The organism is Sphingomonas arantia, assembly GCF_042682045.1.
GTDB lineage: Bacteria > Pseudomonadota > Alphaproteobacteria > Sphingomonadales > Sphingomonadaceae > Sphingomonas_R > Sphingomonas_R arantia.
Genome location: NZ_JBHUGS010000002.1, coordinates 497,522 through 509,384, shown reverse-complemented (window position 1 = coordinate 509,384; position 11,863 = coordinate 497,522). Strand labels below are relative to the sequence as shown.

Sequence of the window (11,863 nt, the reverse complement as noted above, 5' to 3'; positions counted from 1 at the left end):
GCCAGGCAAAATCCAGTCGGGATGGTACGGATGAACACCGCGTTGGCGCATATCAGGCACGGGTTCCTCTCGTCCCCGGAGGAACTGATCGACGAGGCGCGCAACGGCCGCATGGTCATCGTCGTCGACGACGAGGACCGCGAGAACGAGGGCGACCTCATCATCCCGGCGCAGATGGCGACGCCCGATGCGATCAACTTCATGGCGCGCTTCGGCCGCGGGCTGATCTGCCTGGCGATGACCAGCGAGCGCACGACGCAGCTCGGCCTGGAACCGATGACCCGCGCGAACGGCACGCGCCACGGCACCGCCTTCACCGTGTCGATCGAGGCGAAGGAGGGCGTGTCGACCGGCATCTCCGCCGCCGACCGCGCCCGCACCATCGCGGTGGCGATCGATGCGGGCAACGGGCCGGAAACTCTGGTGTCGCCCGGCCATGTCTTCCCGCTGATCGCCAAGGACGGCGGCGTGCTGGTCCGCACCGGCCATACCGAGGCGGCCGTCGATATCGCGCGGCTTGCCGGGTTGAACCCGTCGGGCGTGATCTGCGAGATCATGAAGGACGACGGCACGATGGCGCGGCTCGACGATCTCGTCGCCTTCGCGCAGCATCACAATCTGAAGCTCGGCACGATCCGCGACCTGATCGCTTATCGCCGGCGCTACGACCATCTGGTCGAAAAGCGCGCGGAGGCCGACTTCGCCAGCCATTGGGGCGGCGACTGGAAGGCGATGACCTTCTGGAACCGCGCGACCAATTCCGAACAGCTGGTGCTGGCCAAGGGCACGATCGACCCGGCCAAGCCAACGCTGGTGCGGATGCACGCGTTGTCGCCGTTCGCCGATATTTTCAATGATCTCAGCGGACGGGGCGGGCTTCTTCAGAAATCGATGGAGATCATCGGCGCGGAGGGCGCGGGCGTCATCGTCATCATCAACAGCACCGATCAGGACGCGTTCACCACCGCGCTGCGCGTCCGCTCGGGCGAGGCGAGCGTCGCGGAGATGGAGGCGCTGCGCGACTACGGCGTCGGCGCATCGATCCTGACCGAACTGGGCGTGCAGAAGATGATCCTGCTCACCAACACGCACCACACGCTGGTCGGGCTCGACGGCTACGGCCTATCGATCGAGGGCGAACGCCGGATCGACTGACCGACCGGCATTCTAACTCGCCTCGGTTCCCCCGCGCAGGCGGGGGTCCAGAGCCAAGAAAGCTGCAATTTGTGGCGCTGGACCCCCGCCTGCGCGGGGGAACCGCTGGTGTCATGTTCGCGATCAGACCGCTTAACGTCGATCGAAACCTACGCCGGTTTGGCACTGTCCTTTGCAAACGCCGGACGCCGAACCGGCATCGCCGCGGGCCGGCGCGTCCGGCGGCGCAACGGTACCGCGTCGGTCGGCAGGCGGTTCCGCGGGCGCAGGCCGGCGAGGAACTGATCGGTCGAGGCCGCCCAGCTGAACCCGCGGCCATAGTCGGCGCAGGCCTCGCGGTCCGCACCCATCGCGCGGTCGATCGCGACCCCGAGGTCTTCATCGAGCGCACCGATCTGTCGCGTGCCGCCATTGAGCCCAGCGCCTTCGATCCCGACCACGTCAAGCGGCCCCTGCACGGGATGGCCCGCGACCGGTACGCCGCTCGCCAGCGCCTCCACCATCACCAGCCCGAACGTGTCGGTCCGGCTCGGGAACACCAGCACGTCGGCCGCGCGGTACACCGCGGCCAGCTCCGGCCCGTGCAACGCGCCGAGGAACAGCACGTCCGGATGCGCCCCGCGCAAAGTGGCGAGCGCAGGTCCGTCGCCGACGACGATCTTCGTCCCCGGCCGATCGACATCGAGGAATGCGCCGATATTTTTCTCCACCGCGACGCGCCCGACATGGAGCAGAAACGGACGGGGCAGGTCGGCCAGCGCCGCCGGCACCGCATCGCCCGGCGTGAACAGGCTCAGATCCACGCCGCGCGACCAGCGGTGCGTCCGCACGATGCCGCGGCCGTGCAGTTCGTCCTCCAGTCGTGCGGTGGCCGCCAGCACATTGGCCGCCGCCCCGTGGAACCGGCGCAGCAGCGGCCAGAACCAGTCCGCCGGCAACCGCGTGCGCAGCGCGACATAGTCGGGGAAGCGCGTGTGGAACGAGGTGGTGAACGGCATGCCGCGGTCGATGCACCAGCGCCGCGCCGCCCAGCCGATCGGCCCTTCCGTGGCGATGTGGACCGCGTCCGGGTCCGCCGCCGACAGCGTGCGCGCGACGGCCCGCCCACACCCCAACGCCAGCCGGATCTCCGGATAGCTGGGGCAGGGGACGGTCCGGAACAGGTCGGGCGTGACCATGTCGACGACATGGCCACGCGCCACGACCTCAGCCGCGGTGGTGCGCAGCGTGCGGACCACGCCGTTCACCTGCGGCGCCCATGCGTCGCTACAGATCGCGATCCTCACGCAGCGACCACCGGGCGCTTCGCGTCGGCCCGTCGTGCCGACTGCTGCGCACGCGCCCGCTCGTGCCAGTCGAGCACCTCCATCCGGCCGTCGTCATGTTCGACCAGCGCGGTGCAGCTTTCGACCCAGTCACCGTCATTATAATAGGTCACGCCTTCGAACTCGCGGATCTCGGCGGTGTGGATGTGGCCGCAGACGACGCCGTCGACACCGCGTTCGGCCGCGGCATGCGCCACCGTTTCCTCGAACCGGCTGATGAACTGCACCGCGTTCTTCACCTTGCGCTTGGCATAGGTGGACAGCGACCAATAGGGCAGGTCCAGCCGGCGGCGCACCGCGTTGTAGACCGCATTCGCCTTCAGCAGGAAGGTGTAGGCCGAGTCGCCCAGGAAGGCGAGCCAGCGCGCGTAGAGTACGACCGCGTCGAACGCATCGCCGTGGACCACGAGCAGCCGGCGCCCGTCGGCGGTGACGTGGATATCCTCGGGCAGCAGCTCGACCCCGCCGAATTCCAGCCCGACATAGTCGCGGAACGCCTCGTCATGATTGCCCGGCAGGTAGACGACGCGCGTGCCCTTCGTCGCGATCTTCAGGATGCAGCGCACGACATCGTTATGCCCCTGCGGCCAGTACCAGCCCTTCTTGATCTGCCACCCGTCGACGATATCGCCGACCAGATAGAGTGTGTCGCATTCGATCGTGCGCAGGAAATGGAGCAGCAGGTCCGCGTTGCAGCCGGCGGTGCCCAGGTGGAAATCGGACACGAACACCGTGCGGAACCGCATGCGGTCCTTCGTCGGCGGGGTGTCGGCCGGATCCTCGGCGGCCAGCCACGTCGGCAACGGGATGCGCGGCCGGCGGCCACCGCCACCTTGGCCCGAACCCGGAGCTCGATCCCGGGCCGGTGCCAGCTTTGCCGTGCTGTCGTCGAACATGGTCGCCATGGCGTTTCCCCTGTCGCTGCCGCCGGCCGGTCGCCGCTGCGGTCCGTTCATGATTAGTGCAGGTTCGCGTCGTGGCGGTTTCGGCTGCGTGACGGTCCTGTCACCGTCCTGCCACCGCATGTTCACCGATCCGCAACCGGTTCGTCATGGTTCGCGGCCACCGTGGTTATCGGCCGATCTTTCCGGCCGCATGCGGTGACGGGGTGCGTGTCGATATGACGAAGCCACAGCAAAAGCAGCTCAGCAAGCAGGTCGTGACCGCGGCCTACGATCGCTGGGCCCCGGTGTACGATATGGTGTTCGGTCCGGTGTTCCGCCGCGGCCGGCGTGCCGCGATCGTGGCGGCCGAAAAAGTCGGCGGGCGCATTCTGGAGGTCGGTGTCGGCACCGGCATCTCGCTGCCCGACTATGCGTCGACCAGCACGCTGTTCGGCGTCGATATCTCCGAGGAGATGCTGGAGCGCGCGCGCACCCGCGTGACCCAGCTGAAGCTCGCCAATGTCGAGGGTATCCAGGTCATGGACGCCGAGGCGCTCGATTTCCCGGATGCCGCGTTCGACGTGGTCGTCGCGCAATATGTCGTCACCGCGGTGCCCAACCCGGAACGCGCGCTCGACGAATTCGTGCGCGTCGTGCGGCCGGGCGGGCTGATCGTGATCGCCACGCGGATCGGCGCCGAAGGCGGCCTGCGCGGCGGGATCGAACGCGCGTTGATGCCGGTCACCAGCCGGCTCGGCTGGCGCACCGAATTCGCGTGGGAACGCTATGCCCGCTGGGCCGGCGGCGCGGGGGTGGAGCTGGTCGAACGTCGGCCGCTGCCTCCGCTCGGCCATTTCGCCCTCATCTGTTTCCGCCGGCGCGACGTGCCCGTCGCCGTCGCCGCCTGACCCCCCCGAAAGGACGATCCGCATGCCTGCATTTCTCGCGTCGTTGCGCGAACAGCGGTGGGACGATCACCGCTATTATCATCACAGTCTGGTCAATCAGGCGCTCCATTTCGTCAGCGCGACGACGTTCCTGTGCGCCTATGTCGTCCTGTTCATCGATCCCGCGCTCGCCAGCCTGCTCGGCTGGCTGGTCGCGATGACGACGCGGCAGTCGGGGCATTTCTTCTTCGAACCCAAGGGCTACGACCACGTCAACGACGCGAGCCACGAGCACAAGGAAGAGATTAAGCTCGGCTACAACCTGTTCCGCAAATGGGTGCTGGTCGGCATCTGGGCGGCGACGCCGATCCCGCTGCTGATCGATCCGACGCTGTTCGGGCTGTTCGTGCCGCATGACGGCTTCGTCCAGTTCGCGCGTCACCTGGGTCTGGTCTGGCTCGGCCTTGCGGTCGCCGGCCTGCTGTTCCGGATGGTGCAGTTGTTCGTGCTGTATGACGTGCCAACCGGGGTGACCTGGGCGACGAAGATCCTGACCGATCCGTTCAGCGACTTCTGGCTGTACCGCAAGGCACCGCTCCGCCTGCTCCGCGGCGAGACGATCGACGCGCGGCTGGTCGAGGCTGCGCGTCACTGAGGCTTTTACGTCGCCCCGGACCTGATCCGGCGTCCCGCTTCTTTCCTGTCGCGAGAAGAAGCGGGATCCCGGATCAAGTCCGGGATGACGGCGTAGGGATTACCGCCCGAACCGCGCCGCCAGCGTCTCGCGCAGGACGCGGCGGCGGACCTGCTTGGGGGTGATGCCGGGTTCCACCCACCACCATCCGTCCGCCTGCATCGCTTCCGCGGCCGCAACGAACCGGGTGGCGACCTCCGCAAACGCCGCATCGTCATAGTCCAGGCTGAAGATCAGCCGGCCGGTCCCGACCCAGCTGAGCGCCAGCCCTTCGGCGCGGAGATAATATTGCAGCATCCAGTTGTAGCGCGACGGCACGTCGTACAGCACGGTCCAGACGGTCGACATGTTGGCGACCTTCACCGGCACGCCCGCGGTCGCGAGCCGCATATTGAGGTCGGCCGCCCGCGCATCCCAGCGCGCATCGATCCCGTCGTAGAGCGCGAGCACCTCGGGCGTCTCGATCCGGTCGAGGAACGCGGCCATCGCGCCCATGACATAGGGGTGCGCGTTGAACGTGCCGCGCGCGAAGCAGATGTCGACCGGCCGATCCTCGCGGTACCGCTGCATCAGGTCGCCGCGCCCGCACAGCACGCCGACGGGCAGGCCGCCACCCAGCGTCTTGCCGTACGTCACCATGTCCGGCCGCACGCCGAAATAGGCCGCGGCCCCGCCGGGGGCGAGCCGGAAGCCCATGAACACCTCGTCGAAGATCAGCACGATGCCGCGCTCGGTACAGACCGCGCGCAGCTTGTGCAGCCAGGCGGTGTAGGCCGCGCGATCGAAATGCGCGCGCCGGCTGCCATCGACCATCGTCCCGTCCGACGGCGCGCCGCCATTGGGGTGCAGCGCCTGCAACGGGTTGATCAGCACGCAGGCGATGTTGCGACGCGTCGCCAGCACCTTCAGCGTCCGGTCCGACATTTCGGCCAGCGTGTAGGTGCCGTCGGCCGGCGTCGGGTTACCGATACCGGGCTGCACATCGCCCCACCAGCCGTGATAGGCGCCGCAGAACCGCACCAGATGGCTGCGCCCCGTATGGTAGCGCGCCAGCCGCACCGCCTGCATCACCGCCTCCGTCCCCGACATGTGGAACGAGACCTCGTCCATGCCGGAGATCGTGCGCAGCCGCGCGACATTGCCCTGCACCACCGGATGATAGGCGCCGAGCACCGGCCCCAGCGCCTCGACCCGCGCGGTGCCGTCCGCGATGCAATCGCGGTAGAAGCCGTAACCGAACAGGTTGACGCCGTACGACCCCGTCAGGTCGTGATAGTGGTTGCCGTCCAGATCGGTGACCGTCGTCCCCTCCGACGACGCCAGGAACGCGCCGACCGGCAACCGTTCGCGCACGATGCGTGCGAACTGGAACGGCACGCGGTATCGGCTGGTGAATTTCAGGTCGGAATAGCCCTCGCGCAACGCCGCGGTCTCGGCCAGCGTCTTGGGGCAGCGGCCGCGGAACAGGTCGGACAGCCGCGCGAACCCGGCGGTGCGCGTCGCGACGACGTCGTCCGGCGCATCGTCCGCGCGGAAGAAGCGGTCCTCGCCATAATCGTAGAACGGGATCTGCCCCGCGACGCGCCGGCCCATCCGCGCATGGCCGGCGAGCGAGCGGTGTTTCGCGCGCGACAGGGTGAGCCGCGGCACGCCCTTCAACCAGGTGGTTCCAACGATGGCGCCCGCGCCGACGAAGCCGAGAAGTGTCATGTTCATGACCGGCAGCGTTATGACCGAACGGGGAAAATCTCATGACAGTCCGCAGCGCCATCACGCGTTTCCTGATGCAGGAGAATCTGAATTTCCTGCTGACCAACCGCATTCCACGCCGCGTCGCGACGACGTTCATGGGGCGGGTCAGCAAGATCGAACAGCCGCTGGTCGCGCGCGCCTCGATCGCCGCGTGGCGGTTCTTCTCCGACGTCGACCTGGGTGACGCCGCGGAGGCAAAGTACCCGAGCCTCCACGCCGGCTTCACCCGCGCGCTGCGCCCCGGTGCGCGGCCGGCCGATCCCGATCCGGACGTGCTGGCCAGCCCGTGCGACGCGATCGTCGGCGCGTGCGGGCGGATCGACGGCGACATGCTGATGCAGGTGAAGGGCTTTCCCTACACGCTGACCGACCTGCTCGGCGACGCCGCGCTCGCCGCGCCGTTCCGCGACGGCAGCTATGTCACGCTGCGGCTGACCGCGGGCATGTACCACCGCTTCCACGCGCCACACGATGCGGAGGTGCAGGAGATCCGCTATCTGTCGGGCGACACCTGGAACGTGAACCCGATCGCGCTGAAGCGCGTCGAACGGCTGTTCTGCCGGAACGAGCGCGCAGTGCTGCGGCTGCGGCTGGCGCAGGGCGGCTGGCCGGTGTTGCTGGTGCCCGTCGCGGCGATCCTCGTCGCCGGCATCCGGCTCCATTGCCTCGACACCGAACGGTTGTTGCGCGAGGGCGGCCCGCGGCGGATCGCCTGCGCCGTGCCGGTGGCGAAGGGCGCGGAGATGGGCTGGTTCGAACATGGTTCGACCATCCTCGTGTTCGCCCCGCCGGGCTTCGCACTTTGCGTGGCGGAGGGCGAGCAGGTGCGGGCAGGGGTCCCGCTGATGCGCCTGCCGGGGACCGATGCGGGCTTGTGTAACGATCCGGCCTGACGGCGCGCCGCCAAACTACGGCCGACCCAACCGGTTATAAGCATCGCGGCCGGTTTCTGTGGCATGGGGGCGGAAAGTCCGGGCTTTCCGCCCGTCCGAATCCCCGAAAGCTTCCACCGCGATGCGTTATCTCCTGCCGTTCCTCGCGCTCGCCACGCCGGTCGGAGCCGCCGCCCAGACGCCGATCACGCAGGCTGAGGCCGACATCCTCGTGCTCGGGTCGGGCCTGCCGCTGCCGCCCGGCACGCCGGCCTACGGGTCGACGATCATCGACCGCGACCGGCTGACCAACGAGGCGTCCGACCGGGTCGAGAATGTCCTGAAGGACGTCGCCGGGTTCCAGCAGTTTCGCCGCTCGGACAGCCGGTCCGCCAATCCGTCGGCGCAGGGCGTCACGCTTCGCGCGCTGGGCGGCAACGCGTCGGGCCGCGCGCTCGTGCTGCTCGACGGCGTGCCGCTGGCCGATCCGTTCTTCGGCTACATCCCGTTCAACGCGCTCAGCGGCGACCGGCTGTCCGCGGTGCGCATCACGCGCGGCGGCGGGGCAGGGCCATTCGGCGCGGGCGCGGTGGCCGGCACGATCGAACTGGCGAGCGCCACGCGCGCCGACCTGCCGCCCTATTCCGCCAGCGCCTTCTACGGCAGCCGCGATTCGATGAGCGTCGCCGGCGCGGTCTCGCCCGATGTCGGCGGCGGGTTCGTCACGCTGTCCGGCCGGTTCGAACGCGGCGACGGCTTCCAGACGACACCGCGGGACCAGCGTGGCGCGGCCACCGTACCCGCGCGCTACCGCGACTGGTCGATCGGCCTGCGCGGCGTCGCGCCGATCGATGCGGAGACCGACCTGCAGTTCCGCGGGCTCGTCTACGACGACAAGCGCACGCTGCGCTTCGCCGGCGCGGACAGCACCTCGACCGGGCAAGACGCGAGCGTGCGCCTGGTCCACCGCGGGCCGTGGCAGGTCGACGCGCTCGCCTATGTCCAGGCGCGCAATTTCAGCAACAAGGTGATCAGCGCGACCAACCTTCGCCTGACGTTGGACCAGCGCAACACGCCGTCGACCGGCCTCGGTGGCAAGATCGAGATCCGCCCGCCGGTCGGCCCGGACCATGTCCTGCGGATCGGCGTCGACGCGCGGCTCGGCGACGGCGAGCTGTTCGAGGATGCGTACAGCACGGTCACCGGCCAGGTCACCACACGCCGCAACGCCGGCGGCCGGACCAGCACGACCGGGCTGTTCGTCGAGGACGACTGGACGATCGGCCGGCTCGTTCTGACCGGCGGCGTGCGGGCGGACCGCTGGACGATCACCGACGGCTTCTTCCGCGAGCGCCCCGCGGCGGGTGGGGCGGGCACCGACCAGAGCTTCGCCGACCGCGACGGCGTGACCGCGACGGGGCGGGCCGGGGCCCTGTTCCAGGCGACGTCCGCCGTGGCGCTGCGCGTCGCGGGCTATACCGGCTTCCGCCTGCCGACGCTGAACGAGCTGTACCGTCCGTTCGTGGTGTTTCCGGTCACGACGCAGGCGAACGCCGACCTTGGGCTGGAGAAACTCCGGGGCGTGGAGGCGGGGATCGACCTGACCCCAGCGCCGCGCACGCGGATCGGGCTGACCGTGTTCAGCAACCGGCTAAACGATGCGATCGCCAACGTCACGATCGGCACCAACCTGCGCCAGCGCCGCAATGTCGACGCGGTCGTCGCGCGCGGCGTAGAACTGACCGCCGCCGCCGCGCTGGGGCAGGTTTCGTTCGACGCCTCCTACGCCTATAGCGACGCGGAAGTCCGTGGATCGGGCGAGTCCGCCGCGCTGGACGGCTTCGTCCCTTCGCAAAGCCCGCGGCACAGCGGCAGCGCGACGATCGCCTGGACGCCCGCACCGGACTGGTCGCTGTCCGGCACCGCGCGCTATGTCGGCAAGCAATATGAGGACGATCTCGAAACCGACGTCCTGCCCGACGCGGTCACGATCGACGCGGTCGCACGGATCGGCATCACGGCGCATGTCGCGGTCGTTGCTCGGGCGGAAAACCTGTTCGACGAGACGGTGGTGACCCGCAATCAGGGCGGATCGATCGATCTGGGCACACCGCGGACGCTCTGGATCGGTGTGCGGCTGAACTAGGTTGGAGCGTAATTTAAGCGGCTAACATGAGTACCCCCGCGTAGGCGGGGGTCCAGTGCCACAAACGGTATCGCCCGTGGCTCTGGACCCCCGCCTCCGCGGGGGTGCGGGCGCGCTTGGGACGGGGGCACCACCGGCACCCCCGTCCATCAAATCAGGCGGTAACCTGCTCGGCGCGCGGGTTGATACGCGATTCCGCCATTTTGGTCAGCTTGTCGTCGGTCGCATATTCCTCGTCGAGCGTCAGCTTGAGGATCGCGGCGCTGTCCTCGCGGCCGAGCTGGCGGGCCCACGAGATCAGCGTGCCGTAGCGCGTGATCTCATAATGCTCGACCGCCTGGGCGGACGCGATCAGCGCGGCGTCGAGCACCGCCTTGTCGGAGATCTCACCCGCGACTTCGTTGGCCTCCTTGATGATGCCGTCGATCGCCGGGCAGGTGACCGCCTTCGGCTTCTCGTTGTGGAGCGCGAACACCTGCTCGAGCCGCGCAACCTGCGTCTCGGTTTCGCGCAGGTGCATCTCGAACCCTTCCTTCAGGTCGGCGGCGGTCGCCTTCGCCGCCATCTTGGGCAGCGCCTTCAGGATCTGGTGCTCGGCATAATAGACGTCCTGGAGCTGGTGGATGAACAGGTCGTCGAACGTCTTGATGTCGCTGCTGAAGAGACCCATGCCAAATTCCTCGTCTGCCGATGCCGGGACGGCGGTCGGTCTTGGATGCGTAACGATGCTGGTCGCGGGAGGTTTCCGCCTTGTGCCGCCTAAGCCGCGGCCCCGTCGCGCACGACGCCCGATTGGCCGCACCGGCGCGGACCCGGCATTTCGCCGCCGTCATCGAACCGTCGCCGCGCTGTCACGCAACCGACACGGACGCGGGTAAAGCGCAATGGCAGCGCGACCGGGCCGACCCGATCCCGTTCGCAAGAGGGACTGCCATGACCATCGAGAACATGATCCCGAACCCGGTCCGGCCGCGGTCCTGACGATGCCCGACGTCACGCGCCGCGCCCTGATCGGCACCGCAGCCGGCGCCGCCGCCCTCACATTGACCTCGCGCGCGGTCGGCGCAGCAACTGCCCCGAAGGTGCCGCTCGTCATCGCGCATCGCGGGGCCTCCGCGCTCCGTCCCGAACATACGCTGGCCGCCTATGCCAAGGCGATCCAAGACGGCGCGGACTTCATCGAACCGGATCTGGTCGTGACGAAGGACGGCGTGCTGATCGCGCGGCACGAGAACAACATTGCGGAGACGACCGACGTCGCGCGCCACCCGGAGTTCTCCGCCCGCCGCACCCGCAAGACGGTCGACGGCGAGGTGCAGGACGGCTGGTTCGCGGAGGACTTCACGCTGGCCGAGTTGAAGACGCTGCGCGCGGTCGAGCGGCTCGGCAAGGTGCGGCCGATCAGCGCCGGCTATGACGGCCAGTTCCAGATCGCGACATTCGAGGAGATCGTCGATTTCGCGGCGGCCGAGGCGGCGGCGCGCGGGCGGACGATCGGGCTGATTCCCGAACTCAAGCACGGCACCTATTTCGCCGGCATCGGCCTGCCGACCGAGGACCGCTTGCTCGCTGTCCTGGGTGCCCACGCCTATACGAGGCGCGCGCCGGTGGTCGTCCAGTCGTTCGAGATCGCGAACCTGCGCTACCTCCGCACGAAGCTCCGCCGCCCCACGAACGTCCGGCTGGCACAACTGATCGCGGACGGCGACATCCGCCCGGCCGACGTGGCGAAGGCGGGCGGCACCACCACCTTCGCGCAGATGGCGACACTCAAGGGACTGCGCGCGATGGCGACCTACGCCGACATCGTGTCGCCCGGCACCCGCGCGATCATCCCGTTGCGCGCCGACGGCCGGCTGGGCCCGCCCAGCACGCTGGTCCGCGACGCGCATGCCGCCGGGTTGCAGGTCATTCCCTGGACGTTCCGCCCGGAAAACCGCTTTCTCGCCGCCGACTTCCGCAACGCTGCCGGCCAGGACGCCCGCAACCCCGCCGGTTCGATCGCCGAAATGCGGCGCTACATCGCGACCGGCATCGACGGCTTCTTCACCGACGACCCCGCGCTGGGGCGGGCGGCGTTGACCCCTGCAACCTAAATCTTCGTCATCCCGGACTTGATCCGGGATCCAGCTTTTCACGCAAAGTTCC

Annotated in this window: 10 protein-coding genes; 6 read left to right on the top strand and 4 right to left on the bottom strand. The window is 68.8% G+C overall.

The window, feature by feature from the left end; translation table 11 throughout:
• Positions 1-30 precede the first annotated feature (30 nt).
• Positions 31-1,155, top strand: a complete 1,125-nt coding sequence (ribB, locus tag ACFSGX_RS08155; RefSeq protein ID WP_380928964.1) for a 3,4-dihydroxy-2-butanone-4-phosphate synthase — start codon at positions 31-33, stop codon at positions 1,153-1,155.
• Between the two features lie 149 nt (positions 1,156-1,304).
• Here ribB and ACFSGX_RS08150 read toward each other — a convergent pair whose 3' ends face one another.
• Positions 1,305-2,441, bottom strand: a complete 1,137-nt coding sequence (locus ACFSGX_RS08150; protein ID WP_380928962.1) for a glycosyltransferase family 4 protein — start codon at positions 2,439-2,441, stop codon at positions 1,305-1,307.
• Positions 2,438-3,385 (bottom strand): UDP-2,3-diacylglucosamine diphosphatase, encoded by a 948-nt coding sequence (locus ACFSGX_RS08145; protein WP_380928960.1) that lies wholly within the window; start codon positions 3,383-3,385, stop codon positions 2,438-2,440. Before ACFSGX_RS08145 ends, ACFSGX_RS08150 begins: the two co-directional genes overlap by 4 nt.
• 215 nt (positions 3,386-3,600) lie before the next feature.
• Between ACFSGX_RS08145 and ACFSGX_RS08140 the strand changes: the two genes are divergently transcribed.
• Both ACFSGX_RS08140 and ACFSGX_RS08135 read left to right on the top strand, forming a co-directional pair.
• Positions 3,601-4,272: a class I SAM-dependent methyltransferase gene (locus ACFSGX_RS08140; RefSeq protein WP_380928958.1), complete on the top strand. Its 672-nt coding sequence runs from the start codon at positions 3,601-3,603 to the stop codon at positions 4,270-4,272.
• A gap of 22 nt (positions 4,273-4,294) precedes the next feature.
• Complete coding sequence (locus ACFSGX_RS08135) at positions 4,295-4,906, top strand: hypothetical protein (RefSeq protein WP_380928957.1); 612 nt, start codon at positions 4,295-4,297, stop codon at positions 4,904-4,906.
• A gap of 99 nt (positions 4,907-5,005) precedes the next feature.
• On the opposite strand, the gene ACFSGX_RS08130 is transcribed toward ACFSGX_RS08135, so the two are convergent.
• On the bottom strand, positions 5,006-6,661 hold the full coding sequence (locus ACFSGX_RS08130; protein ID WP_380928955.1) for an aminotransferase class III-fold pyridoxal phosphate-dependent enzyme: 1,656 nt from the start codon (positions 6,659-6,661) through the stop codon (positions 5,006-5,008).
• Between the two features lie 35 nt (positions 6,662-6,696).
• Here ACFSGX_RS08130 and asd point away from each other — a divergent pair, with 35 nt between their 5' ends.
• Together asd and ACFSGX_RS08120 are read left to right on the top strand one after the other, a co-directional pair.
• The gene (asd, locus tag ACFSGX_RS08125; RefSeq protein ID WP_380928953.1) at positions 6,697-7,590 is read left to right on the top strand and encodes an archaetidylserine decarboxylase; all 894 of its coding nucleotides are present in this window, start codon (positions 6,697-6,699) and stop codon (positions 7,588-7,590) included.
• 121 nt (positions 7,591-7,711) lie between these two features.
• Complete coding sequence (locus tag ACFSGX_RS08120; protein ID WP_380928951.1) at positions 7,712-9,715, top strand: TonB-dependent receptor; 2,004 nt, start codon at positions 7,712-7,714, stop codon at positions 9,713-9,715.
• Between the two features lie 154 nt (positions 9,716-9,869).
• On the opposite strand, the gene ACFSGX_RS08115 is transcribed toward ACFSGX_RS08120, so the two are convergent.
• Positions 9,870-10,385, bottom strand: coding sequence for a YciE/YciF ferroxidase family protein (locus ACFSGX_RS08115; RefSeq protein WP_157177227.1), 516 nt, complete (start codon positions 10,383-10,385; stop codon positions 9,870-9,872).
• A gap of 313 nt (positions 10,386-10,698) precedes the next feature.
• Between ACFSGX_RS08115 and ACFSGX_RS08110 the strand changes: the two genes are divergently transcribed.
• On the top strand, positions 10,699-11,811 hold the full coding sequence (locus ACFSGX_RS08110; protein WP_380928948.1) for a glycerophosphodiester phosphodiesterase: 1,113 nt from the start codon (positions 10,699-10,701) through the stop codon (positions 11,809-11,811).
• Positions 11,812-11,863 lie beyond the last annotated feature (52 nt).